Consider the following 25,224-nt stretch of genomic DNA (forward strand, 5'->3'; position numbering starts at 1 on the left):
AATTGGGAGGTAGAATAATGTACAGTATAGGATTAGATTTAGGTATTGCAAGCGTCGGCTGGTCGATTCTTGACGATCAAACCGGAGACATTGTAGATCTAGGCGTTCGATTATTCAGTTCAAGAAGTAGTGCCGATAATGAAGAAAGACGAACTGCACGCAGCACACGACGATTACTTCGCCGTCGTCGTACCCGTCTACATGATGCGGAAAAATTATTAAGTCAAAAAGGATTTACACGAGACGACGCTGATAAACACGCCAATCCCTACGCACTCCGCGTCAAAGGATTAACTGACAAACTCACCCCATCAGAAATTAATATTGTCGTCAAACATATTTTAAAAAAACGAGGCATTTCCTATTTAGAAGATGCGATTGACGAAGGAGAAAGTTCTGGTTATAAAGAGCAGATTAAAGAAAACAAAGCCTTACTAGAAAATAAAACGCCAGGACAAATTCAATACAAGCGCTTAATAGATGGTGGTCGTGTCAGATCTGGTTATAACCAAAAAGGGGAATACCAACTCAACGTCTTTACAGTAGGTGAATATGCGAAAGAACTTCGCTTAATTCTAGAAGCACAACAACCCTTCTATTCTGAACTAACCGACGATTTTATCGCCCAATTTGTCGATAAAAAACATGGATTGGTTTACCGTAAACGTCCTTATTATCAAGGACCAGGAAATGCTGCGAATCCAAGTCCATATGGGATTTGGGCAGATTATCCGGAAACAAAAGAACCTAAAACAAATATTTTTGAACAATTAATTGGGACAGATATTAAAGGTTTGGAACGGGCAAGTGCGTCTAGCCTTTCGGCACAAATCTATAACCTACTTAACGACTTCAATAATTTACGTATTCCGAGTCAAGAAGACCCTAAACTGACAACTGAACAAAAAGAAACAATCTTAAATACCCTGCTTTATGATGAGGTCAAAACTTATGGACCGAAAAAATTAGCGAAAGATCTTGGGTATAAAGTCGATGACATTAAAGGCTGGCGGTTAGATAAAAAAGAAAAACTCGCTACCTTGACGTAGTTCTCGACTACATGTTTTTGCACTCTCAATAATTTCCTATCAAAAAACGACCGCAATCTAGATACTTTGGATGGATCTGTTTTTGCACTCTCAATAATTTCCTATCAAAAAACCACTTCTCAAAATTGCTGTAACTGTCATAGGTTTTTGCACTCTCAATAATTTCCTATCAAAAAACACTTATGAGCTGACAAGCACCAACGAAGAGGTTTAATTTCCTATCAAAAATTTGACACCCAAAAAATCCCTAGCGATTAACATCACTAGGGATTTTTTATTAACATTTATGATCAATTAATCCATTTGTTTAACGTATGAGTCAACAGCAATCAATGCTTGAGCAACCATTTCTGGTGTGACTTCGAATGGCATTTCTGACATTGTTTCGTCTGGCATTGTTGCTTGTTTACCAATAGCTAGTAAGTCATCATAAGAAGCATCTGCTAAGTGTATTTCTTCTAATGTTGTTGGCATATTGATTTTTTGATAGAAGTGAATATATTTATCAATTTCTTCAGTTGGACGATCTTCTAAGAACAATTGTGTTAATGTTCCGTAAGCGACTTTTTCACCGTGAGTTAAATGGTGAATGTCACCAGTTAAAGCAGTGAAACCATTGTGGATAGCGTGAGCTGCGGCTAAACCAGCTGACTCGAATCCAATACCTGATAATAATGTATTCGCTTCGACAACATTTTCAAAGGCTTTAGTGACAACACCTTTTTTAGCACTAGCCATAGCTTTTAATCCATCTTCGAATAAAACTTGTTCACATGTTTTAGCGATAGCAGTTCCGGCGATTGGTTGTTCACCAGAAATCATGTTTTCACCATGTTTTTCCATAACGGCACGGGCTTCTACCCATGTTGCTAAACCGTCAGCAATACCTGATGCTAATAAGCGAGTTGGTGCTTTAGCAATAACGGTGGTATCCATTAACACAACGTCAGGGTTTTTAGTATAGAAATTGTATCTTTCAAAAGCCCCTTCATCTGTATAAATAACTGATAAAGCAGAGGTTGGTGCATCTGTTGACGCAATAGTTGGTGCCACAATGACAGGAATTGATAAGACGTCAGCAACTGCTTTAGCACTGTCACTTGATTTACCGCCACCAAGACTCATAATAAAGTCAATGTTTTCTTCTTTACCGATTTTTACAACACGTTCAATTTCATTTTCAGACGCTTCACCATTGAAGGCAACGTGAATAGGTTTTAAGCCTTCTTTAGTTAAGTAGTCAATAAATTTTTCACCAACAATACCGTAAACTGTGTCATCACATAAAATAACTGGGTGTTCACCTAATCCTTTAATGACATCGATATTGTTAAACAAAGCATTTTCACCTTGAATATACCGTGAGGGACTTGCAAAAATTTTCATAATATTTTTATTCCTCCATCCGTTATAAATCAATTGCGAAATATTTCACAGTCATTATGATAGCACTTTCATTTTTTATGCCAACGGTTACACCCGAATTGTTTAAATAATAAGTCAATGTTTTCACATTGGATGTTTAAATAACAAAAAAGCATCTGGCGAACCAGATGCTTTTTCTTATAAATCGTTAGAATATAATATGAGCTAATAACACAATAATTGGTAAGGCAATAATTGTCCGCTCAATAAAGATAATGAACAAGTCTAAGAATGATAATTCTAAGTCAGATCCTAAAATAACTGCCCCTGTTTCAGACATATAAATTAATTGGACAATAGACATTGCTCCAATAATAAATTGTGTCATCGGTGCATGAATTTCAGCAGCCATAATTGATGGTAGTACCATATCGGTAAATCCAATGACCATTGTTTGACTCGCTTCTTGCGCCATTGGAACTTGTAATAACTCTAGAATTGGTTGGAATGGCAATCCTAACCATTGGAAGATTGGTGTTGTTTCAGAAATAATCAATACCACTGTACCAATCGCCATAATTGTTGGGATAACCCCCATCCATAAACTAAAGACGGTTTCTGCTCCACTGACGATATATTGTTTAAAGTCACCATTGTGTTTGGCTTGTTTAATTGCGTTATACATTCCCCATTCAAACTTCGTATAACCATCAGGAATCACTTCATCAGCAGAGTGACTCTCATCATTATGGTAGTAAGAATCCGAAATACGAGAAAGTGGCGGAATCCGTGGCACAATTAACGCACAGATAATTCCAACAACTGCGGCTATTAAATAGAAGAAGCCAAATTTATCCATCATACCAATATTTTGTACAACAACTAAAGAGAATGTAATTGATACTGCAGAGAAACTTGTCGCAATAGCTGCTGCTTCACGAGCTGTATAGTAACCTTCTTTGTATTGTTTACTCGTTAAAGCGACACCAATTGTTCCGTCTCCTACCCATGATGCGACTGCGTTAACAGCAGATCGACCAGGAAGATTAAATAACGGACGCATAACTTTGGTTAAGTACACGCCTAAGAACTCTAGCAATCCGAATTCTGTCAAGAACGGTAGGATAAACCCAGCCACTAGGAAGATAACAAATAATCCATTAATTAAGTCGAATAGGATAAGTCCTCCAGTGTCAGGTCCCCAAATCAATTGAGGTAATCCCCATTGTTCACCGAATGCTACAACAATAGCTAAAATTAAACTAAAGAAACGTACGAACAATTCAAACCATGAAACATCAGCTGCTTCAAGTAGGATATGATTGTTCTTAATAAAGTCCGGTTTAAAGAATCGGTAAATCGCTGCCAATAATAGTGAAATGAAAATCGTGATAATGACTAAATAGTAGATGGGAACAACCGAATTAATTCCATCCCTAATGAAATCAGAAATCACTGAAACCATTACTGTTGATTCACCGTTAATTTGAAATGGTGTCATTAATAATAAGACACCCAAAACTGATGGAATGATAAAGTTTAGTTTATCTTTCCAAGAAAACTGCTCTTTATGAGCATTGTCTTCACTCATGATATTTTTGAAACCTCTTTCTTTATGAGTCCTACGGTTACTATTATGTAAGTATTATACAGACATGATAATACTATTGCAAATAATCTAAGGCGCAATATGTTTTTTTATATATAAGTGATTATTTTCTCCTGTTTTCTGGCAAAATCCTCATATTTCAGACCTAAGTATTTTTTAATAAATTAAGAAATTTTCAAATTTATTCTTTTTATATAATATACTAAAGGCAAATTGTAATCGCTTTTTATATTTAAGGAGGAATTCTCAGATGTTCTATGAACCGAAAAATGATGACCATGGATTACCACATAACCCATTTAAATCGTCAACTGTTCCACGCGTAATTGGTTGGATTTCTACTAAGAATGAAGATGGAACAGATAACATTGCCCCTTATAGTCAGTTCACTAATGTCACTTACGATCCGCCAATGGTGATGTTTTCAGCGAATCAACATCCTGTTACCTTAGGCGACAAAACGACCGTCAAAAATATCGAACATACAGGTGAATTTGTTTACAATATGGTTTCTGGAGACTTAGCCGAACAAATGAACGATTCGTCAATTGCTATGCTTCCTGATGGGGTCAAAGATAAATTTGAATACAGCCATCTCGAACGCGAACAAGCGACATTAGTCGATGTGGCAATGGTCAAAGCATCCCCAATTAAATATTTACAAAGTACTCACTTACCAGCTAATGGTAAAATTGCACCGGTAGATGTTATTTTTGGTGAAGTGATTGGAATCCATATCAATGATGATGTGATTACTGATGAAGGCAAAATTGATATCGTGGGTATTGAACCAGTTGCTCGTTTAGGCTACTACGATTTCACTAAAATTAATAATAGTTTTGAAATGTTACCGCCAAAAGTGGATGAAAAATATCAAGATCTCGTTGACAAAGGGTTAGAAGGTAAATTATAATCAATTTTTCAACTGCTAATCAATTCAAAAAAATAATGAATGATGTTATCCCCTTTGGTATAACCAATGGGGATTTTTTTATAAAAGAGTGTGCCTTATGTTAACGATTCGACCACTTAATCCCTCTGATTACCAAGAAGCCATCCAATTTGCCATTGAAGGTATGCAATTCGACCAATACTTAACTAACCGTTGGGCACGCCAAATCTATGGTCGTTACTTCTTCTATGAAGCACTGAACCAAGCCACCCAAGTAATTGCAGCTTATTATAATACACAACTCGTCGGCCTTTTACTGGCTCGCATCAACGGTGAGAAAACAGTTCATCAGTCACGCTGGCAACAGGGTATCGTTCGCTCAGGAAATTGGCTTAGCCGAACTTTTTTTGCAAACAGTTCTGATGTTTATGAACAAACGAACCAACAACTATTACAAGCTTATCAAGCTGACCATCATCCTGATGGTGAAATTATCTTCTTAGCCGCTAAGCCAAATAGTCGAATCAAGGGGATTGGAACTTTTTTACTCGATGAGTTAACACGTCGCGAAAAAGGCAAAGAAATTTATCTCTTTACGGATAGTTTCTGTACGTATCAATTTTACGAACATCGCGGTTTTAAACGTTTTGCTTCTAAAGAAATTACCTTATCGATTAACAAACGTCAGATTCCTATGACAGCTATGTTATTTGTTAAAAAATTGTAATAATAAATTCCGCCTTACCCGTTTTAATTCATACGTAATTTGTTATAATAGAATCGTTAATTTGTTCACGTATGAAAAGGGGCCCCATCTCGAAAGAAAATGAAACCACAAGTTAAAGCAACGCAATATGATAAACCACATTATGGTGAAATGATCACTTGGATGGTTGTGTTAGCATTACTAGTTTATTTCTTTTAATATAAAAGACCGATTGTCACAGATGACAATCGGTCTTTTTTGTTAGTTTTCTGTAATTTCAGATAAGGCAACTTTTCGATCTTCATTTAATGATTTCGTACAAGCATCTGCTGTCGCAATCGATTCTAGTGCGGCAACACCGTTTAATAATTTAGCGAATTCGTCAGTAATTTCGCCACCTTTTAAGATGTTATGTAAATAAGCCATTTCCTTATCGATACAAGTTTGTAACCATTGTGGACAACGAATACCTGGTTTTCCGTAAGCAATCGCACCATCCATGCCTCGACCCATATAGATATCTGTTCGTTCTGCATCTTCTTCAGGGGTTTCATGAATGAGGAAGTGAGAATCTCCCTCACCTTTGACACGTAATGTGCCTCCCGTATCATATAAGTCTAACTTAATAGCACCTTTTGTTCCTTCAATAAGGACATAATGTTCTCCCCATCTAAAGGCATTTCCATATTCAAGTACGGCATAACGGTCATCACTATATTCTAAATTTAGAATAAGCATATCATCTTCATCACCAAAGTTTTCTCCGTGATGATAAACATTGCCGCCAACCATCGTAACTTTTTCAGGTAAACCATCCATAATAAATTGAATACAGTCCAACTCATGAATGTTGTTACGCAATTACCTGCTGGAGTATCAGGATTAATTATCGCTGGTATCTTTGCTGCTGCTCAATCAACGATTTCTTCTAGTTTAAATGCGGTTGCATCTTGTTTCGTTGTCGACTTCAAACAACGTTACTTCAACCATGCATTCCGTAAAATTTCAGACGTTGCTTTAGCTCGTTGGGTTATTATTATCTCTGGTTTACTTGCAACTTGTGTTACAATTTACTTTGTAACTGGTAACCAATCTTCAACATGGGAAATCTTCTTAGCCGTATCTGGTATGTTTGGTGTTCCTGTTGCCGGACTTTTCGTCTTAGGTATCTTCACTAAACGTGCGAATAGTAAAGGTGTTCTTATTGGTTTCTTAATCAGTGTTGTTATTAGCTTTATTGCAAATAACATGGGAATTTCTTCTCTATTAGTTGCAACAATTGCTTTACTATCATCAATTGTATTTGGTTACTTATTCAGTTTCATTTTCAAACAAGATAAAAACTTAAATGGATTAACAATTTATAGTTTAAATAAATAATTCATTAGACAGAAAGGAAGCATCCGAATGAAAGACACCATGCCACTTAGCGAAATGCCAACTTATCGAGGTAGACGTGAAGCACCGATTGATTTTGATCGTTTCTGGCAACAACAACTTGCCGACTTACCTAAATCATTTGGTTATACGTTAGCAGAAAAAAACTTTGGAACAGGAGATATTGGTTGCTATAACTTAAAATTTGATGGCACAAATAACGGAAAAGTTTACGCTCGTTGTGTTTTCCCAAAAAATAGCAAAAACTTCCCAGTGATTTTCCGTTTCCACGGTTATATGGGACAAGTTCCTGACTGGTCTGCACTCTTCTCATATGTTGCCATGGGATATGGAGTCGTTGCTATGGATGTTAGAGGCCAATCTGGTCAATCTATTGATCATGGAACCTTTAATGGCAATACAGTCAAAGGTCATATTGTTCGCGGAATGATTGATGGTCCTGATTCACTCTTCTACAAAGATATTTATTTAGATGTTTATACCTTAATCGAAATTGTTGCGGGATTACCACAAACTGACGAAAATCATTTCTATAGTTACGGTGAATCTCAAGGTGGCGCCCTATCATTAATTGCCGCTGCTTTAAACTCTCGTATTAAACGTTGCGTCACGATTTATCCATTCTTAAGTGATTTCAAACGGGTATTAGAACTTGGTAACACGAGTGAAGCTTATGACGAATTATTCCGTTACTTCAAATTCCATGACCCATTCCACGAATCTGAAGAAAAAATCTTAAGCACACTAGATTATATTGACATTAAAAACTTTGCGCATTTAATCAAATTCCCGTTAAATTTGTGACTTGTTTAGATGACGTTGTTTGTTATCCATCTACTCAATATGCGATTTATAATCGTATCGATGCTAAGAAAGAACATTTCTTATTACCGGAATATGGTCATGACTCAATCAATGTTCACCTTAATGATTATGTGATGAATTGGTTAATGGATACTAATATTAAAGTGTCTTATTAAACGAAAAGTGAGTCGTTGCTTTAAAAGCAACGACTCACTTTTTTTATTATATAAACGGAAGGAAAACAAGCGTTAGCACTACTGCGACCGCAAAATTAACTCCCAAAAAGATCGTTAAATAACGTTTTCGAAACGGTTTATCCATCTTACTAATAATATTATAGCCTAGTAAATTCGTTAATGACGCAATCAATGTCCCTAACCCACCAATATTCACTCCTAAAAGTAACGCTTGAATATTGTCAGTAAATGGCGTTAACAAGATTGCTGTGGGAACATTGGAAACCACTTGACTACTCAAAAAACTAACAAAATAGGTAGAATAAGGGCCAATCACCCAACGCTCAAGAAACGTTTGAATCGTTTCTAATCGACTAATATTTCCCACAATAATGAAGAAACAAACAAAGGTAAGCAACAGCCGATCATCGACACCTCGATACAAATGATAATTAATTATCAGTACCGCAATGGCAACTATAGGAAATGCCATCGATAATTTCAAGACACCAAAAACACTAGCCACCATTAACAACATTAAGATGACCCCATAAATTGCCAGGTGACGTGAAATGCCCTGCTGTTTTAACGATGAGGCCGCATCTGCTTTTTCAACAAATAACGTAAGGAAATAGAGAATAGGCAGGGAAACTAACCATAACGGCAGTGTCCAACGAATAAACGTTCCCCCATCCATTTGAAAAAAATCATAAATGACTAAGTTTTGCGGATTGGAAAACGGGAAGATTAATCCCCCTAAATTAGCCGCTAAAGGAATTAACGTCGCACCTAATATACGTCCCTTAAAAGATTTGATAGTCATCAAAATTCGACAGTACAACGGTAAGATTGTCAGAGTCACCACATCATTCGATAATAATGTCGACCCAATAAAACTGACTAATGTAATAATTTGAATTAATTGACGGGTGTCTTTTGATTTTTCAATTAATAAAATTGCCGCATACCGTAAAAAACCAGAAGCTTCAAAAAGGGCAAGAACGAGCATCATTCCAAACAACGTAAAAATAACATTAAAATTAATATCCCCTACTGCAAACTGACCAAATAAAATCGCAACCACCGCCAAGATAAAGGCGACTAAAAATACGCGATCAGATGTCATATATCTCCAAATTGTCCGCATATCATTCTCCCTATCATACACATATAAAAGAGGCACCTCAAAGAGATGCCTAAGATTATTGATTACAATGCTAATATCTTACCGCTTAATGTTCTAATTGGCAACGAAAATTAATCCGTCACTAAAATATTTGCATGGCCGACAATTGCATTCATTTTCCCTGCATCTTTGACTTGAATTTTACTTGGTCTTTCCATCGCTTGCCCTTGATAAACGGTCAATAACGGGATTTCATTATTCAAATTATGAGCCACAAATGCGCCTAGTGCTGAAGCTGCCACCCCTGTCGCCGCATCTTCATCATAACCTGAATTATTTGGGAACTGACGAGCAAAGAAAACATCATCAGCCACTTGGACGTATGGATAAAAGCCAGAAGAGTCAACCATATCACAAATGTCCCATAACTTAGATAGCTGAGGGCGTAAATTATCCAATGTCTCCCTACTATCCAAGGCAATTAATGTTTTTGGTTTTGAAGTCGATGCATTATAAACCGTTTCACTAACTATTTGTTGACACGAAATATTCAATGCTTGAGCAATCGTTTCTTTAGACACATTAATGCTATCAAAATGACCAGCTTTCTGAGCCACACTCACTTGAATCCCTTCTTCCATAGGTAAAAATTCAATTGGTATGTCGCCAGCTAATGTTTCAATTGTCAATGATTTTATCGGACGTTGGCTTCTGTCATATAGAACGGTGGCACAAGCAATCGTTGCATGCCCACACATCGTCATTTCCTTATTCGGAACAAAGAAACGAAATTGATAATCACAAGCTGGTCGATTAGTGGCTAAAATAAACCCTACTTCAGCACTTAATTCTTCAGCTAATGCTCGCATCTCTTCATCGGAATAGTTGTCTGCTCCTAAAATCACAGGACATGGATTGCCACCATTAGGTCCGTCCGCAAATACTGTCGTTGGAATTACCTCAATCATAGTTCCTCCTAAGTGTTCTCTCTTTCTATCAAAGTTTATCACCATTAGTATAAAGGATTTAACTTCGTATCTCATCACGAAACGTTGGTTTAGTCATTACATTCTATTTTACTATAAAAAAAGCACTTCTCTTGTCGCCAAGAAAAGTGCTCGTTTTTGTATAAATCGTTGCGTAAATATTAACGTTTTGAGAATTGGCTTGATTTACGCGCTTTTTTAAGACCTGGTTTTTTACGTTCAAAAAACTTCAGGATTTCGTTCAATCGTATATACTGTCGTAAGCCTTGATATTAAAGGATTTCTAAATTTTTTGATTGCATAGAATTGCGCTAAATATCACTCAGGGGTAACTAAAGGGTAACTAAATAAACTGCTGGCCGGTGGTAAATACTCTTGTATGGTCCGGATATCACTTAATGAATTTATTAGTCACTAATTATATAAAATCTGGTATATACAATAACTAATCATAATTTTCTTCTGCTATTTCAATAAGTAGTTTTGATAAATAAATATTAAATCCATCCCCATATTTGTTAAAATAGTTTTGCGCATCAGTTTCTAAATACTTTTTTGAAAGTTCTAAGAGAGTTTTTTTGTTAAAGTATCCTTCGTAAACTTCATTAAGATATTCAATAAATTTTATCATTAACAATTTAGATGCTTTGTTGTCATTTCTCATTAGAAAAATCTTATTAAAATGATCATTAAAATCAATCTCATCCGTATTAATTATGTTTTGTATGTTTTCAATAATATTCTTATTCTCAATTTTAACCATTTGTTCTAATATTGCAGCTTCTATTTCATCACTCTTCTTTAGTTTCTTTAAATGATTTATTCTGTCGATCTTTAATTCAATCATCTCCTTTTGTTCAATTAGTGCTTGTTCTTGCAAAGCTAATAATCTAGTAATATCCTCATCATTGTTAATAATTGATTTTATTTCATTTAGTTCAATGTCTTCAATTTTACTTAGTCAAGATGAAAGAATTACTTTTAATTTTAAATCAAAAAATGGAGATAGAATAATAAATACAGATATATACTCAGAATATCATTTTTCGTATAACATTAATAATTAAATTCTCAATAATGGTTTGTTATTTGTAACTAAAAGTAAACTAAAAAATTTTGGAGCATCTTATAATACAATTGATAAATAATGAAGTTGACACAAAATTATGTCATCTTGGTAAAATAAGTGCTAAATAAGGAGCAATTTTTCTTTCTTTTTTGTAGATAGACATTGTTAAACCAACAAAAATTAGCAATCCATTTTATATGCTAATTGGATTGCTAAAAGGTTTCTTATTTTATGTTTTGTACTATTAAACTTAACCAGTTAGATGATGGCAAGCTGCTCTCTTATATTTATTCAGTATGAAGTAACAATTGATCTAAATCCATTATTTTAATTTTCTTTTTCGGTAACTGTTTAATCAATCCAAGTTCTTCTAGATTAGTAAATTTACGGCTGATTGTTTCTGGTGTGGTACCAAGATACGAGGCTAAATCCTTTTTGGACATTGGTAATATAATCGTTGGACTATTGCCACTTCCCTTTTTAACATTCTCAGCTAAAAAGGATATAATGCGGGTTTCTACATTTTCAATCGCGACTTGTGTGGTTTGTTTTTCAGAATCTTTCAAACGCATCGTTACTTCTGACAGTATTTTTAATGAGAGCTGCGGATATTCCACCAAATACTCTTGTAAATCCTCTCGTTTAATTAAACAAATAGATGTATTTTGTAGTGCTTCCGCATAGTTCTCATGATTACTTTCAGGTTGGAAAATGGCGACTTCACCTGTAAAATCACCGGGATTTAAAATGCGAACAAGTTGTTCTTTTCCAGAATCCGATAAGCGGTAAATCCGAACCTTACCTGAATTGATAATATATAAGGTATCATCTTTCTCACCTGCACGGAATAACATTTCCCCTTTTTGTAGATGAAGTGTCTTGGCAGATTCCGCAATCAAATCCATTTGGGAGTCTTCCAGATGGTTGAAAATGGGAACAATACGAATACATTCTGCATGTCCATGTTGGTGATGACAACATTGGTTTTGTTCCAAAATAACCTCTCCTTTTTATAAGAAGCCTAAGAGGGTATCTTAGGCTTCCTTTCTATTTACTCGATTAGGCAGGTTTTACCTTTGATTTGACAACAGGATATCCTAAGTCTTCAATTGCCTCTTCGATGTCGTTAATAACGACTACTTCTGAATCAAAATCTACTTTTACTTTACTAGCATTGAACATTATCTTCAAGCTATCTTGATTCACACCGTTTATTCCTTTCACCGCATTTTCAATCTTTTGCATACAAGATGGACAAGATAAAGTTTCTAATTGAATCGTTGCTTTTTGCATAAATCATTTCTCCCTTCATTTTTTAACGACCGTAAACCAATTTATTCTTTTGTTTTTGGGTTATTTTTAAGCCTGATATGCTTTGTCTACTTCTGATAACATTTCGTAGGTGCCTGCATATGTTTCGCATACATCTCCAGGAATGGCGTAGTTGTTTGTGATTTTTCGTAACTGAGCAAATTCACCATCCAAGTCTGGTTTGTTTGTACCAGCATCTTTTACCTTTTTACTGAGTTTTTCAAATAGTTCACGTACTTCAAAGGCTTCTGGATGGTTCTTTCCATGGGCCCGTGTAATCGCAGTAGTGTATAAATCCAGTTTTTCAAAATGGTTTGTTATTACTTCGTTAAATGTTTGTTCAGACATTATTATTTCCCTCTTTCTATATATAATTTTTGTTATGTTTGTTTGTCTTAGGCAGATTTTACTTTTGATTTAACAACGGGATATCCTAAGTCTTCAATTGCCTTTTTGATATCGTTAACGGTGATCGTTTCTGAATCAAAATCTACTTTTACTTTACTGGCATTGAATAATACTTTTAAGCTATCTTGATTAACCCCATTCAATCCTTTCACCGCATTTTCAATCTTTTGCATACAAGATGAACAAGATAATGTTTCTAATTGAATAACTGCTTTTTGCATGAATTATTTCTCCTTTCATCTTATCTTTGACTTTTTTGTTTTCCCTTTTCTTCTTTACAATTTAAGTATAGCTGAGGTTCTACGAAATGAAATTGACGCAAATCAAGTTTTAAGAAAAAAGTAGGGGCGTATTTTGTTCTTCCTACCTAAATACTTCCCCTTTATCATTCGTCAAGACCGCTTTCTATTAAATTTATCCTCTCAAACGGTATCGAAGCAATCTCATACCATTCAAGATGACTACTAAGATACTTGCTTCGTGAACCAACATCCCGATTGACATATTCATCCATTCACTAAATAATAGGCTAGCAAGTAAGACTAATACCACACCAACTGCTATGGTGATATTCTGTTTCATGTTTCTTGAAGTTAATTTTGTTAAGCCTAATGCGTGTGGTAAACGACTAAAGTCAGAATTCATTAAAACGACATCCGATGTTTCAATTGCAACATCTGTTCCACTTCCCATTGCGATTCCGATATCTGCTAAGGCTAATGAAGGACTATCATTCACTCCGTCACCAACAAAGGCAACGAGTTGGCCTTTTGCTTGCATTTTTTCAATATATGCGGATTTTCCTTCTGGAAGCATATGACCGTGTGCTTCTGTTAATCCAAGTTCTCGAGCAACTAAATCTACGGTTCCTTGGTTGTCCCCTGAAAGAACGACTAGGCTTTTGACTCCAAGTTTTTTTAGGTTTTGAAGATCTTTTTTAACACCTGGACGGATTTGATCCCGAATACCCATCAGAACTTTTAATTCTCCGTCAACCGCAGTTAACACAAGAGAATTCCCATTTTTCTCAAAGCGTTCGACATCTTTTTTAGCTTTTTCGCTTAATTTCACATTTTCTTTTTCCATTAAAGCTACGTTACCAACGGCTATACGATGAACACCTATTTTTGCTACAATTCCGCCACCTTTAACGACTTCGTTTTTTTCAACAGTATAGAAAGTTGTCTCGCCAATATCCTTTAAGACAGCTTTTGCTAGTGGGTGGTCCGATTCGCGCTCCACACTTGCTAAGTATCCTAGAATTTCTTCAGTGTTGTTGCCGTAAAATTCTTTTTCGGCAACTTCAGGGTTTCCTACTGTCAATGTTCCCGTTTTATCAAAAACGATAGTATCTACTCTGCTAAAGTCATTGATAACTTCACTACCTTTTAGGAGGACACCATTACGTGCACCATTTCCGATACCGGCAACGTTGGATACAGGAACCCCGATAACTAATGCACCTGGACATCCTAAAACAAGAATCGTGATAGCTAGTTCAATATCTTTTGAGAATAGCCAAACAATAAAACCAAGGACTAAAACAGCTGGTGTATAATATTTAGAGAATCGATCAATAAACCGCTCTGCTTCTGATTTGGAATCCTGTGCTTCTTCCACTAATTCAATAATTCTACCAAATGTTGTATCTTCCCCTACACGATCAGATCGAATTTGAATCGTTCCATTTTCTAAGATTGTTCCCGCAAATACTTCAGAATCGACCCTTTTGCTTACTGGAACAGACTCTCCGGTAATACTTGCTTCATTGATGTGACCTTCACCTGTTAACACGGTTCCATCTACGGGGACTTTTGCACCCGTTTTGACTAATAAAATGTCACCTTCATCTACATCATCGACATCAACTTCTTCAAATTCTCCATTTTCCATTTGCTTTAAAGCACTTTCTGGTGCCAGCTCTGTTAATTCTTTAATGGCAGAACGTGTTTTGTTCAAGGTACGTTGCTCCAAGTAAGAACCAAATAAGAATAAGAAAGTAACGATGGCTGATTCCTCATAATTTTGAATCAATACTGCCCCAATTACTGCAATGGTAACTAAAACATCGATACTGACAACTTTTACTTTTAATGCTTGAAAGGCTTGAATTACAATTGGTGCTACACCAAGAATAGATGCAATGATGAGCGACCAATTGAAAATGGCCATGTTGTCTAAGGTAAATCGTCCGAAGAATGCAAGTGCAATCAAAATTGCACCGATCAGTGTAATGGTATTCTTTTTACTTAATATATATCTTTGCATGTTGATCCCCTCCAATTTCATTTTCATTTGTATTCCTTGTTGATGACTCTAGTATAGTATGTTTCTATGAAATAAAAATTGATTAGTATCAAGTTCTATTGTAAAAGTGAAAAATTAATCGAGTAGGAGGGGGCGACTAACCCCCAACCCCCTCACACCACTGTACGTACGGTTCCGTATACGGCGGTTTCATTTAGGTCCAACGCATGGTCTGATATCGCCTTGGATAGACTCTTCAACCCTTGCTCTAACCAATATTGGTTGTCAAGGGCTCTAGACAAGATGGGGCTCTTGGCTATACGCCAATACGCCTTCGTTGAATTTGCCCATTCCCACGCTTTTCCTTTCTTAATTCCAAGTTTCATGAGATTCTTATATTTTATTTTGACTTTTGTAACCATTACGAAAAACCTCTTTCATTAAATAAACCAAATAGTTTTCTTCCCAGCATTTCTAAAGCTTCCTTTTTCATCTCATTATTATCGTAAAGATCCCACTCTATCGATTTAAACCCTTTCATAACCTTCCAAGTGAAATGGCATTTAGTAAAGCATTAATCTGTTCATATAAAGATTGGGCCGATGAATAACATTCGTGCTGTTCATTAACAACCTACATCTTTAAACTAATAACCTAAATTATTCACTCTAAAAGCTCATAATATCAATATTTCAAGGTATTAATAACCTAATTTTTTATTTTTAATAACCTAATTAATTCAATTTAGGTTACTGCTTTATCCACCCTGAACCTCTGCCTGTTGATTTAATTTTTCCACTTCTAGATAACGACTGTAAAAGATTATCAACCTTTTTCATTTTTTGCTGTTTATCTAGGACATTAGGTAGTTTATCTTCTAATAAAGAAAAAATTTCTTGTTTAGTACTTTTGGGATACTTTTCAAGCATAGTTACAATCATGGCCTTGTAATAATCATTATTTAATCCAGCATCTCTTTTATCAATACGAACGTTCTTTTGAACTTTATCTAATAGCATTACTTCTCTTAATGATAGCTCACTATTTTGTACCAATAACTTGGTATAATTTTCATCAATTATTTCTCCAAAGATTGTTACTTGAACTTTTGGATTTAAAGCGCCTTTATCAGTAATATCATAAGTTGGTAAAGGGAACGTTCTCTTCATTTGAATATTCATCATTTTTTTAATACCACTACCGATAGTATCTATCATATTTAAAGACACCATAGTATCTGCTAAACAAAATCAATTATCGTACCAGACATTATGAGACTAGGATGCTGATTGAATATCATTAATTTTTGACTTTGTATTAACAGCTTTCCTACTTGGTCTAGCACTCGTTATGAGTGTAGGTGGTGTCAGTACGATAAATGAAAGTTTTAATATACCGTTTTGGGTAAGCGGTCTTATATTTATAGGATTAGTGAGTTTAACACTTTGTTTACAGTTTGATAAAATTATTCGTGTATTAAGTGTTGTGACACCATTTTTAATCGTTATCGTATTAATCATTTCAATTTATTATATGTTTAAACACGATTTTAATATTTCAGAAGGTATTACGAGCATTCCTGAAAATAAAGGATTATATCCATGGTGGTTTGATGCAATCAACTATTCTAGTTTACAGATTGCAGCAGCATTCAGTTTCTTATCTGTTATGGGGGGGCAACTAAAAAAAGGAACACATGCGATTTACGGAGTACAAACATATTGTAAAAGTAGATTTACCGACATTAATATTGGCGAAAGAAATTCATCCAGTCATCGGATTTATTTTCTCAATTATAATGGTGTCTGTTACTTATAATACCGTTGTCGGTTTAAATTATGCATTTATCTCCCGTTTCACAAAGTCTTATAGCAAACATTACTATATTATGATTGCTGTGATTGCAGTTATGACATTCTTAATGACGTTTATCAGTTTCTCAAAACTTGTTGCAACTGTATTCCCGATGATGGGTATTGTAGGACTTATATTATTCTTCCCTGTTATATATAAAGGAGTTAAACATTTCAATTTGAACAACTAAATACAGGAGATTCCGAATTGGCATCTCCTGTATTAAAAATGGAAAAAAAGCACTCCTTGGAATAATCCAAAGAGTGCTGTAAACGCATTTTCAGTTGAACACAAATTGCTGTCGCAATTTGCGAACTCCATCTGTAAGCGAATAAATTCGCAACAGCTGCAACTTAACGTTTTGAGAACTGTGGTGAATGACGAGCGCCTTTAAGACCTGGCTTCTTACGTTCAAAAATTTTTAGGTTTTTATCTAATTTCAAAATATTTATTATTGTTGAATCATCAAGGTTTAGATACATTGTTAGTTTCATGTAATAACATACTATTTCAACAAAGGGTATTAATTAGGTATTAAAATTCATGCTGGTCGGCAGAAATTAAGATAAGTAGTTACGTAAATCATTATTGAATAAATATTTATTTATAATAAGGAGTTTAATAACTTGCTTTTATTACTAACTAGTATTACATTACTGATAATTGGTACAAATAATAAGGAGATGGATAATTATGTTTAAAAATATAACAATTGCTGGCGGCGGTGTGCTAGGTAGTCAAATCGCCTTTCAAACAGCTTATTTCGGTTATGAAGTGAAACTATACGATATTAACGAAGATGCAGTAAAAGCGGCTGATGAAAAACTTGATAAACTCGTTGCTCGATACACTGAATTTTTCGGAGATCAATCAAAGGCAGAAAACGCAAGAAAGCGTATCAGTACCACAGCTAACTTAGAAGATGCCTTACAAGATTCTGATTTATTAATAGAAGCGATACCAGAGAAAAAAGAAATTAAAGCAGATTTCTATACAAATGTTGCAAAAGTGGCACCTGAAAAAACAATATTTGCTTCAAACTCATCAATGATGGTACCAAGTGACTTTGCTGAATACACAGGAAGACCTGAGAAATTCTTAGCTTTACACTTTGCGAATGAAGTATGGAAAAATAATATCGGAGAAGTGATGGGCCATGCAGGTACTGATAAGAAATATGAAGAAGAAGTATTAAAATTTGCTGAATCAATCGGTCTTATCCCACTTCATGTGTTAAAAGAAACACCTGGATACATCTCTAATTCTATATTAGTACCTTTCTTAGAAGCAGGTAAAAAATTATACGTATCAGGTGTTGCAGATATAGAAACCATCGATAAAACCTGGATGGCTGCAACAGGTATGAATATGGGACCATTTGGTGCTTTAGACGTCATCGGATTAAATACTGACTACTCTATCACATTAGCAAATGCTGAGAAGAACAATGATGAATTATTATTAAAATTTGCCAACTTAATGAAAGAAGAATATATCGATAAAGGAAATCTTGGTGTTTCAACAGGGAAAGGATTCTATACGTACCCTAACCCAAGTTTCAAATCAGAAGACTTTATTGTGCGACAAGGACAAGAAAAATAATTTATATTAAAAAAATAACACTTCATTATCATGATATTGCATCATGACGATGAAGTGTTTTTTATCTTTATTAAGAATCGACTTAAAGATCAAACATCTTTATCACTTTATTAGGTGGCATTTGTAAAGGCATGCGATAATGGTCACATCCCTGCCATTCCATATATTCTTTAAATTCCTCAAAGGACGCTTCAAAAAGTGGTTTAATATCCTTCAATGGATTATCAGATAAGTTCTTTAATGCAATGAGAAACTCAGCCCTTTGTGAATCGTAATAACTTCCAGCAGGAAATTTCTCGTTACAACTAAACTCACGATCAGCAAAAGGATAAGGTAATACAAAAAACATCGGTTCTTCAAATTGGTCATCACCAAACCAGAAACCAAACTCAATCATTGGCTCATCAAAGGCTGCGCGTTCTATAATTTTTGTGTGATCCGGGAATGGTACATGATCGTTATATACAAGAATACAGCTGATATCAAAAGTCCTCCAGAAAAAGCCTGATTTTATCTTCCTTGCACGTAATGGATTGATAAATGCAGATTCTGCCTGATGCGCAAGGTGCATTAATTTAAACACCTCTACAGCTTTATCTGGTTGGTAATGATGATGATCTTCATCATCTTCAAATGGCGTCTTTATATCCATTTCCTGAGGTTTAGTATTAATCACCGAATGAATGCCATTGTCATTTAAAAAAGTTGAAATTGCTTTATAGTAATCTTTAATTGCTGTGCCATCTTCTAAAGGAATGTCTTTAGACTGACCATCAATAATTACAGTAATTTTATGGAGCAACAAATTAATATTGATTTCAAAATATTTATCTTCGTAATACAGCAAGCAGTAGTGATAGCCTGAGTTGTAATATCTAGCATTACATGTGCACATTGAGGTTCCCGAAAAGCTGTAGCAAGCTTATACTTTCCAAGGATTTGAGTTAACAGATGCCTTGTTTCCTTTTCTCTTTTCCATTCTTTCAATAACAAATGATCACCACTCTCTTATTTATATACTATTTTAATTAATAGCATAACCGAATATAGAATTATAATTATATAAATTCACCATACAAAAAAGCACTCTTTGGAATAATCCAAAGAGTGCTTTAAACATTTCAGTTGAACACAAATTGCTGTCGCAATTTGCGGACTCCATTTGTAAGCAAGTAAACTTGCAACAGCTGCAGCCTAACGTTTTGAGAATTGGCTTGATTTACGCGCTTTTTTAAGACCTGGTTTCTTACGTTCTTTCATACGTGGGTCACGTGTTAAAAGACCAGCTTTTTTCAATGGTTTACGGAAGTCAGGATCAACGTTTAATAACGCACGTGCGATACCATGACGAGCTGCACCTGATTGTCCAGCGAATCCACCACCATTAACGTTAATCATAACGTCATATTGACCTTCAGTTTCAGTAGCTGCTAATGGTTGTTTAACAACTAAGTATAATGATGGGTAAGGTAAGTATTCTTCCATAGGTTGACCGTTGAAAACAATTTTACCAGTACCAGGTACTAAGCGTACGCGGGCAGTTGAGTTTTTACGACGACCAGTTCCAATATATTGTGCTTGTGCCACTGCTTTTCCCTCCTTAAATTAATTCACTAATGTCTACAGTTTTAGGTTGTTGAGCAGCATGTGGATGCTCGCTTCCAGCGTAAACATGTAAGTGAGTAAATTGTTTACGACCTAATTTGTTTTTAGGTAACATTCCTTTGATAGATAATTCAATTAAGCGATCTGGGCGTTCTGCACGCATTTTACCAGCGCTTGTTTCATAAATACCACCTGGGTATCCAGAGTGACGGCAATATTTTTTATCTAACGCTTTTTTACCAGTTAATTTTACTTTGTCAGCGTTGATGATGATTACTTGGTCACCTGTATCAACGTGTGGTGTAAAAGTTGGTTTATTTTTTCCACGTAACATGTTTGCCGCTACTGCAGAGATACGACCTAAAGCCACATCTGTTGCATCTAGCACAACCCAATTACGTTCAACTTCATTTGGTTTAGCCATATATGTTGTACGCATTATATTTTCCTCCGTTTAATCTGTCTGATTGTTCGTTCACAATTGGTTTCCGGGGCCGATCGTGGGGCAAACAATACCATTGACTATCATATCGTAGATTCTAACCTAAGTCAATCATTTTTTGCGTTGATTGCAATAGGAAAAGCATGGTGAAAGCGGACAATATCACGAATAATAACAGACCAATAAAAATGAAAAGAAGGTAATGAAAAACAGGCTCCCTCTTATATAAGTAGAAAGATGACGCTAACAATAATCCAATAACGAGATAGCCAACTATAATAACCCACATTCGTTGATTCCCCTTCCTAATTAAATCACTAGACTGATTTATTTTAGCATGTCTTCGCCATTATCTCATCCAAAGTCCCTATAAATAGTCATTTACTTAGGCATTTTATCGTATTCAGATATCTGTTCTAACCATTTTACATACAATTATTGTATGCGATTTTCTCTATCAAAACCAGTATCCCTCTGCTTATTAGCCTAAACCCTCTCCCCCATCCGCCCGCTAACTATTAACTAGTAAAAACAAAATACAATTATTGTACAATAAAAAGTTTGCTAATTCTTCTTTATTCATTTGTCATTTTTTGCCAACCGCTACACCTCTTTGACACTTATATCCAAATTTTTATATTGAATTTCACAAATCGCTCGTCCCGAGTTTAGTCCCATCACCTTCTTGATGAATCGTTCACAATCTTTCTGTTATTTGTCATTCTTTTTCACGTATTAAGATTGCATTTTTTGTGTATATTAAGTTGTGCTTATTTTTATAATAATTTCACAATACTTATTTAACAATGTTTCAAATGATTCTTTTCTTAGCTTTTTCTAAGATTTAATTGCATAATTATAGATTGCCATTTATACTTTAAGCAATTACTAAATAATGAAATTGTAAACAACAATTAAGGAGTGTATTGAATGAAAGTAGCCGTAATTGGTTGTACCCATGCTGGTACTGCAGCTGTTAAAACGATTTTAAGTGAAAATGATGATGTTCAAGTTTCTGTTTTCGAACGTAACGATAACATTTCCTTCTTATCATGTGGGATTGCCCTATATGTTGGTGGCGTTGTTAAAGACGTTAATGGTTTATTCTACTCAGACCCTTCTGAACTAGAATCATTAGGTGCAGACGTGCATATGAAACATAACGTGTTATCTTATGACGAAAAAGCGAAAACGATTCAAGTTGAAAACTTGGAAACTGGTGAACAATTCGAAGAATCATATGACAAATTAGTCTTAGCTACTGGTTCTTGGCCAATTATTCCGCCATTAGATGGTTTAGACACTAACAATGTTTTATTATGTAAAAACTTCAACCATGCACAAAAAATTATTGAAGAAAAAACGGATAAAAAACGTGTGGTTGTTGTCGGTGGTGGATACATCGGTATCGAATTAGTTGAAGCTTTTGCTCAAGATGGGAAAGAAGTCGTTTTAATCGATGGTTTAGACCGTGTATTAAACAAATACTTAGACCAAGAAATGACGGATATCTTAGAAGATGATATGCGTGACCGTGGCATCGACATTCGCTTAAACGAAATGGTTAAAGGTTTCGTACCTGACGAAAACGGCAATGTGAAAGCTGTTGAAACTAGCGAAGGATCATATGACTGTGATATGGCTATTCTATGTGTTGGTTTCAAACCAAACACTGAATTATATGACGGTAAATTAGAAACTATGCCTAATGGTGCGATTATCGTTGATGACTACATGCATACTTCTGACGAAAATGTTTTAGCTTGTGGTGACTCTTGTGCTGTTAACTACAACCCTAATAATGGCCATGCTTATATTCCGCTAGCAACAAATGCTGTTCGTATGGGTACCTTAGTTGGTAAAAATATTAAAGAAGATACTGTCAAATATCGTGGCACTCAATCAACTTCTGGATTACATTTATTCGGTTGGAACATCGGTTCAACTGGTGTTAATGATGCTTCTGCTGCTAACTTTGGTCTAGAAACTCGCAGTGTTTATTTTGAAGATAATCATCGTCCTGAATTCATGCCAACTTATGAAAAACTTCATATGAAACTTGTTTATGAAGTGGGTACAAACCGCATCGTTGGTGGACAATTATTATCTAAATATGACATCACTCAATCAGCGAATACCTTATCATTAGCTATCCAAAACCAAATGACGATTGAAGATTTAGCTTACGTTGATTTCTTCTTCCAACCTCACTTCGACCGTCCATGGAACTACTTAAACTTATTAGCGCAACAAGCCGTTGCCCAAGAAGAAGAACTAGCTAAAAAATAATTTAGCCACTCACTAAAAAAGCCTTGAGGATCTAGTCCTCAAGGCTTTTTTCTATTACCGATGACGCCATTTATAGCGCATTTTCATACCACTCGCAAAGAGTTTATTAATTGTTGGACGCAATTCAATATCAAACTCACCGATTGTTTCAAATTGTTCAGAAGCAAAGTGTTTTTTAAATTCATATAATCCGCGTACTGAATCATCTTTATTTTCATCAGAGGTATAACCAGAGACACCACCAAAATCAAAATAACGATACCCATTATTTAACGCATCTGACATTAATGTCCAAACCATGTGATATGTTGGTAATAATTCTCGATATTCATTGCTTGACGCAGCATACATATAATAAGCAGTACCATTAAAGTATCCCATGATAGAACCGGATAGAACAATATCTTCTCGACCATTTGCTAGTTCCGCTTCTAGTTCGTCAATCATATGTTCTGCTTTTTTGATTCGTTGCTGAATACTATCTAGATTACGCATCGCTTTTTCTTGTTTTCGTCCAGACTGCATTTTTTCAATAGATGCTTGGACCTTAGCCGCTTCTTTCGTTAAGTCATCGTGTTCTTTTTGTTTAATTGCTAACAATTCTTTAACATGGAACGTGGTTAACCAAAGTTTTCCCACAGAACCTAAAGACTCTAAAATATGACGGAAATAATCCGCATTTCGGGTCGTAAAATCATCACGACTACCCGTAATTTCCATCAATTTAACAAAAGCATCTAAATCATCTAATGAGGCTTCTTCTGTTGTAATTCCGTTTTTCATCGCTTTACGAATTTTATTACGGGTTTTACTTCCCATGGCTTTTTCTAAGGCTTTCTCATCATCACCCATATCGGTAATCATTAAAAAGTTGGGCTGATTATACGCTAATCCTTTTTTATGACCCCCATGTTTTCCACCAATTGATTTCACATAATCTTTGACCCATTCATGTTGATCGCGAGAAATTTGTGGATCAAATTTTAACGTGAAGGCGCGATGACGTTTGGCTGCCTTCATACATGCTTTTAGAATCGCTTTAAAATGTTCTGGCTGGCTGTAATCACAAACAGGGCCACGTGGCATATAAGCCAGTGAATATGGAGTGAATGGCAACTTGCGATATAAAATTAAGGCCACTCCAAGAATATCATTATCATCTTTTACGGCAACATATTCATGATTCCAATTTGATTTAACCAATGCCCAACGACTGGTTTGATAAATTTCTCCTCCAAGTGATTGGACATAATCGTCATGGATTTTTTCAGAAACTAATAATGTCTTATATGTCATGTTATACTACACTTTCTTTCCTCAATTATTAATAAATGTTTTAATTAAACATTAAGGGTTTCTCATTAATCCTACACTAAAGTTAGATTAAAGGTCAAAGCGTTTCCCCAATCTTATAAGTATCTTATAAAAGAACTTGGCGTAAAAATATAACACCTTTTATATCGAGTTATCTAATTAACGACTAGTTTTAGCTAGCGTCGATGATCTTCCCAGCTGGCAACTTTCGCATCTCTATCGGCACGGTCCATATAATCGACCGCCATTAAATATAATCCATGGGCTGGGGCTGTGGGTCCCGCTTCGTTACGATCTTTTACCGCTAATAAACGCTGCATTTCATCTACAGGGCGCAGACCATCTCCAATTTGTAATGCTGTTCCCACTAATATACGCACCATATTATATAAAAAACCATCTCCAGCAAAAGTAAACGTTAAATGATGATTCTCTGCATCATAATCCACTTGTGCTTGAGTTAAGGTACGAACAAAGTCAGTTTTATCTGTTTTCGTTGAGCAAAAGCTCTTGAAGTCATGGGTCCCAATTAAATCATTGAGAGCCGTTTGCATGCGATCAACGTCTGTAGAATACGGATGATGTAGCATATATTGTGCCGTAAATGGTGATGGATATTTGGCCAAATCAACATGATATTCATATCGTTTTCCAATCGTATGATAACGTGCATGAAAGGTTTCCTCAACAGCTTCTACTTCTTTAATGCGAATACTATCGGGCGTGACACTATTTAACGCTCGCCATAACCCATGAGTTGAAATAGCAGCTGGATAATCGAAGTGGATTACTTGTCCTTTGGCATGAACGCCAGAATCCGTACGTCCTGACCCATGGACCCCAATATTATGTCCTTTACTAATAGTTTTCAAAGCCTTTTGTAATGTCCCCTGAATACTTTTTCCATCAGGTTGTACTTGAAATCCTATATAAGGGCCTCCATCATATTCAATGACTGCTTTATACCGCATA

The 25,224-nt window shown here is 35.4% G+C and carries 24 protein-coding genes and 3 pseudogenes; 8 read left to right on the forward strand and 19 right to left on the reverse strand.

Going from position 1 to position 25,224, the window contains the following annotated elements:
• The first annotated feature begins 17 nt into the window (after positions 1–17).
• Complete coding sequence (cas9, locus tag B8955_RS05125) at positions 18–1,049, forward strand: type II CRISPR RNA-guided endonuclease Cas9 (RefSeq protein ID WP_084099167.1); 1,032 nt, start codon at positions 18–20, stop codon at positions 1,047–1,049.
• A 294-nt stretch (positions 1,050–1,343) separates the two neighbouring features.
• On the opposite strand, the gene B8955_RS05130 is transcribed toward cas9, so the two are convergent.
• Positions 1,344–2,435, reverse strand: a complete 1,092-nt coding sequence (locus B8955_RS05130) for a glycerol dehydrogenase (protein WP_084099168.1) — start codon at positions 2,433–2,435, stop codon at positions 1,344–1,346.
• Positions 2,436–2,622: 187 nt separating this feature from the next.
• Complete coding sequence (locus tag B8955_RS05135; protein WP_084099169.1) at positions 2,623–4,005, reverse strand: YjiH family protein; 1,383 nt, start codon at positions 4,003–4,005, stop codon at positions 2,623–2,625.
• Positions 4,006–4,273: 268 nt separating this feature from the next.
• On the opposite strand from B8955_RS05135, the gene B8955_RS05140 reads away from it, so the two are divergent.
• Both B8955_RS05140 and B8955_RS05145 read left to right on the forward strand, forming a co-directional pair.
• Entirely contained in the window at positions 4,274–4,936 is a 663-nt protein-coding gene (locus tag B8955_RS05140) for a flavin reductase family protein (RefSeq protein ID WP_084099170.1), read from the forward strand.
• A gap of 97 nt (positions 4,937–5,033) precedes the next feature.
• Positions 5,034–5,642, forward strand: coding sequence for a GNAT family N-acetyltransferase (locus B8955_RS05145; protein ID WP_084099171.1), 609 nt, complete (start codon positions 5,034–5,036; stop codon positions 5,640–5,642).
• 240 nt (positions 5,643–5,882) lie between these two features.
• Here the strand turns inward: B8955_RS05145 and B8955_RS05150 are convergent.
• Positions 5,883–6,482 (reverse strand): annotated as a pseudogene (locus tag B8955_RS05150) (Gfo/Idh/MocA family oxidoreductase); the annotation flags it as partial.
• Here B8955_RS05150 and B8955_RS05155 point away from each other — a divergent pair.
• On the forward strand, positions 6,465–7,001 hold the full coding sequence (locus B8955_RS05155; RefSeq protein ID WP_084099172.1) for a sodium:solute symporter family transporter: 537 nt from the start codon (positions 6,465–6,467) through the stop codon (positions 6,999–7,001). The pseudogene B8955_RS05150 and the gene B8955_RS05155 overlap by 18 nt on opposite strands.
• A gap of 27 nt (positions 7,002–7,028) precedes the next feature.
• Positions 7,029–7,999, forward strand: a pseudogene (locus B8955_RS05160) (alpha/beta fold hydrolase).
• A gap of 46 nt (positions 8,000–8,045) precedes the next feature.
• On the opposite strand, the gene B8955_RS05165 reads toward B8955_RS05160, so the two are convergent.
• The 10 genes from B8955_RS05165 to B8955_RS05215 all read right to left on the reverse strand — a co-directional run bounded on the left by B8955_RS05165 (position 8,046) and on the right by B8955_RS05215 (position 16,363).
• The gene (locus B8955_RS05165) at positions 8,046–9,146 is read right to left on the reverse strand and encodes an SLC13 family permease (RefSeq protein ID WP_084099173.1); all 1,101 of its coding nucleotides are present in this window, start codon (positions 9,144–9,146) and stop codon (positions 8,046–8,048) included.
• Between the two features lie 110 nt (positions 9,147–9,256).
• Positions 9,257–10,093 (reverse strand): PhzF family phenazine biosynthesis protein, encoded by an 837-nt coding sequence (locus B8955_RS05170; protein ID WP_159444437.1) that lies wholly within the window; start codon positions 10,091–10,093, stop codon positions 9,257–9,259.
• A gap of 179 nt (positions 10,094–10,272) precedes the next feature.
• Positions 10,273–10,356 carry a 30S ribosomal protein S9 gene (rpsI, locus tag B8955_RS07125; RefSeq protein ID WP_407639099.1) on the reverse strand — a complete coding sequence of 28 codons (84 nt, stop codon included), beginning with the start codon at positions 10,354–10,356 and terminating at the stop codon, positions 10,273–10,275.
• 200 nt (positions 10,357–10,556) lie between these two features.
• The gene (locus B8955_RS05180) at positions 10,557–10,991 is read right to left on the reverse strand and encodes a hypothetical protein (protein ID WP_084099176.1); all 435 of its coding nucleotides are present in this window, start codon (positions 10,989–10,991) and stop codon (positions 10,557–10,559) included.
• Positions 10,992–11,467: 476 nt separating this feature from the next.
• Complete coding sequence (locus B8955_RS05185) at positions 11,468–12,175, reverse strand: Crp/Fnr family transcriptional regulator (protein WP_084099177.1); 708 nt, start codon at positions 12,173–12,175, stop codon at positions 11,468–11,470.
• A 64-nt stretch (positions 12,176–12,239) separates the two neighbouring features.
• Positions 12,240–12,473: a heavy-metal-associated domain-containing protein gene (locus B8955_RS05190; RefSeq protein ID WP_084099178.1), complete on the reverse strand. Its 234-nt coding sequence runs from the start codon at positions 12,471–12,473 to the stop codon at positions 12,240–12,242.
• A 66-nt stretch (positions 12,474–12,539) separates the two neighbouring features.
• Positions 12,540–12,839: an iron-sulfur cluster repair di-iron protein, ric gene (locus tag B8955_RS05195; protein WP_084099179.1), complete on the reverse strand. Its 300-nt coding sequence runs from the start codon at positions 12,837–12,839 to the stop codon at positions 12,540–12,542.
• 47 nt (positions 12,840–12,886) lie between these two features.
• Positions 12,887–13,120: a heavy-metal-associated domain-containing protein gene (locus B8955_RS05200; RefSeq protein WP_084099180.1), complete on the reverse strand. Its 234-nt coding sequence runs from the start codon at positions 13,118–13,120 to the stop codon at positions 12,887–12,889.
• A 193-nt stretch (positions 13,121–13,313) separates the two neighbouring features.
• Positions 13,314–15,167 carry a heavy metal translocating P-type ATPase gene (locus B8955_RS05205; protein ID WP_084099181.1) on the reverse strand — a complete coding sequence of 618 codons (1,854 nt, stop codon included), beginning with the start codon at positions 15,165–15,167 and terminating at the stop codon, positions 13,314–13,316.
• Between the two features lie 728 nt (positions 15,168–15,895).
• A complete protein-coding gene (locus B8955_RS05215) occupies positions 15,896–16,363 on the reverse strand; it encodes a hypothetical protein (RefSeq protein WP_084099182.1) in 468 nt (155 codons plus the stop codon).
• A 214-nt stretch (positions 16,364–16,577) separates the two neighbouring features.
• Between B8955_RS05215 and B8955_RS05220 the strand changes: the two genes are divergently transcribed.
• Complete coding sequence (locus tag B8955_RS05220) at positions 16,578–16,964, forward strand: hypothetical protein (RefSeq protein WP_084099183.1); 387 nt, start codon at positions 16,578–16,580, stop codon at positions 16,962–16,964.
• A 389-nt stretch (positions 16,965–17,353) separates the two neighbouring features.
• Here B8955_RS05220 and rpsI (B8955_RS07130) read toward each other — a convergent pair whose 3' ends face one another.
• Positions 17,354–17,494, reverse strand: a complete 141-nt coding sequence (rpsI, locus tag B8955_RS07130; RefSeq protein ID WP_143238401.1) for a 30S ribosomal protein S9 — start codon at positions 17,492–17,494, stop codon at positions 17,354–17,356.
• 196 nt (positions 17,495–17,690) lie between these two features.
• Between rpsI (B8955_RS07130) and B8955_RS05225 the strand changes: the two genes are divergently transcribed.
• Positions 17,691–18,602, forward strand: coding sequence for a 3-hydroxyacyl-CoA dehydrogenase (locus B8955_RS05225; RefSeq protein WP_084099252.1), 912 nt, complete (start codon positions 17,691–17,693; stop codon positions 18,600–18,602).
• A gap of 82 nt (positions 18,603–18,684) precedes the next feature.
• Here B8955_RS05225 and B8955_RS05230 read toward each other — a convergent pair.
• From B8955_RS05230 to rplM, 3 genes and pseudogenes are all read right to left on the reverse strand, one after another.
• Positions 18,685–19,595 (reverse strand): annotated as a pseudogene (locus B8955_RS05230) (DUF5996 family protein).
• 201 nt (positions 19,596–19,796) lie between these two features.
• On the reverse strand, positions 19,797–20,189 hold the full coding sequence (gene rpsI / locus B8955_RS05235; protein ID WP_084099184.1) for a 30S ribosomal protein S9: 393 nt from the start codon (positions 20,187–20,189) through the stop codon (positions 19,797–19,799).
• Between the two features lie 13 nt (positions 20,190–20,202).
• On the reverse strand, positions 20,203–20,646 hold the full coding sequence (gene rplM, locus B8955_RS05240; protein ID WP_084099185.1) for a 50S ribosomal protein L13: 444 nt from the start codon (positions 20,644–20,646) through the stop codon (positions 20,203–20,205).
• 933 nt (positions 20,647–21,579) lie between these two features.
• Here rplM and B8955_RS05250 point away from each other — a divergent pair.
• A complete protein-coding gene (locus B8955_RS05250) occupies positions 21,580–22,938 on the forward strand; it encodes an FAD-dependent oxidoreductase (protein WP_084099187.1) in 1,359 nt (452 codons plus the stop codon).
• 54 nt (positions 22,939–22,992) lie between these two features.
• On the opposite strand, the gene B8955_RS05255 is transcribed toward B8955_RS05250, so the two are convergent.
• On the reverse strand, positions 22,993–24,234 hold the full coding sequence (locus B8955_RS05255) for a peptidoglycan bridge formation glycyltransferase FemA/FemB family protein (protein ID WP_084099188.1): 1,242 nt from the start codon (positions 24,232–24,234) through the stop codon (positions 22,993–22,995).
• Positions 24,235–24,428: 194 nt separating this feature from the next.
• Positions 24,429–25,223, reverse strand: a complete 795-nt coding sequence (gene truA / locus B8955_RS05260) for a tRNA pseudouridine(38-40) synthase TruA (protein ID WP_084099189.1) — start codon at positions 25,221–25,223, stop codon at positions 24,429–24,431.
• Position 25,224: the final 1 nt, after the last annotated feature.

The organism is Aerococcus suis, from assembly GCF_900176325.1.
GTDB lineage: Bacteria > Bacillota > Bacilli > Lactobacillales > Aerococcaceae > Aerococcus > Aerococcus suis.

What these genes read in the sequence shown, in the direction of transcription:
- rpsI (WP_143238401.1), bottom strand. Translation starts at nt 17,494, where the DNA reads ATGAAACTAACAATGTATCTAAACCTTGATGATTCAACAATAATAAAT.
- B8955_RS05250 (WP_084099187.1), top strand. Translation starts at nt 21,580, where the DNA reads ATGAAAGTAGCCGTAATTGGTTGTACCCATGCTGGTACTGCAGCTGTT.
- B8955_RS05145 (WP_084099171.1), top strand. Translation starts at nt 5,034, where the DNA reads ATGTTAACGATTCGACCACTTAATCCCTCTGATTACCAAGAAGCCATC.
- truA (WP_084099189.1), bottom strand. Translation starts at nt 25,223, where the DNA reads ATGCGGTATAAAGCAGTCATTGAATATGATGGAGGCCCTTATATAGGA.
- B8955_RS05140 (WP_084099170.1), top strand. Translation starts at nt 4,274, where the DNA reads ATGTTCTATGAACCGAAAAATGATGACCATGGATTACCACATAACCCA.
- B8955_RS05165 (WP_084099173.1), bottom strand. Translation starts at nt 9,146, where the DNA reads ATGCGGACAATTTGGAGATATATGACATCTGATCGCGTATTTTTAGTC.
- B8955_RS05155 (WP_084099172.1), top strand. Translation starts at nt 6,465, where the DNA reads ATGAATGTTGTTACGCAATTACCTGCTGGAGTATCAGGATTAATTATC.
- B8955_RS05200 (WP_084099180.1), bottom strand. Translation starts at nt 13,120, where the DNA reads ATGCAAAAAGCAGTTATTCAATTAGAAACATTATCTTGTTCATCTTGT.
- B8955_RS05215 (WP_084099182.1), bottom strand. Translation starts at nt 16,363, where the DNA reads ATGATAGATACTATCGGTAGTGGTATTAAAAAAATGATGAATATTCAA.
- B8955_RS05170 (WP_159444437.1), bottom strand. Translation starts at nt 10,093, where the DNA reads ATGATTGAGGTAATTCCAACGACAGTATTTGCGGACGGACCTAATGGT.
- B8955_RS05205 (WP_084099181.1), bottom strand. Translation starts at nt 15,167, where the DNA reads ATGCAAAGATATATATTAAGTAAAAAGAATACCATTACACTGATCGGT.
- B8955_RS05190 (WP_084099178.1), bottom strand. Translation starts at nt 12,473, where the DNA reads ATGCAAAAAGCAACGATTCAATTAGAAACTTTATCTTGTCCATCTTGT.
- B8955_RS05130 (WP_084099168.1), bottom strand. Translation starts at nt 2,435, where the DNA reads ATGAAAATTTTTGCAAGTCCCTCACGGTATATTCAAGGTGAAAATGCT.
- B8955_RS05195 (WP_084099179.1), bottom strand. Translation starts at nt 12,839, where the DNA reads ATGTCTGAACAAACATTTAACGAAGTAATAACAAACCATTTTGAAAAA.
- cas9 (WP_084099167.1), top strand. Translation starts at nt 18, where the DNA reads ATGTACAGTATAGGATTAGATTTAGGTATTGCAAGCGTCGGCTGGTCG.
- rplM (WP_084099185.1), bottom strand. Translation starts at nt 20,646, where the DNA reads ATGCGTACAACATATATGGCTAAACCAAATGAAGTTGAACGTAATTGG.
- B8955_RS05255 (WP_084099188.1), bottom strand. Translation starts at nt 24,234, where the DNA reads ATGACATATAAGACATTATTAGTTTCTGAAAAAATCCATGACGATTAT.
- B8955_RS05135 (WP_084099169.1), bottom strand. Translation starts at nt 4,005, where the DNA reads ATGAGTGAAGACAATGCTCATAAAGAGCAGTTTTCTTGGAAAGATAAA.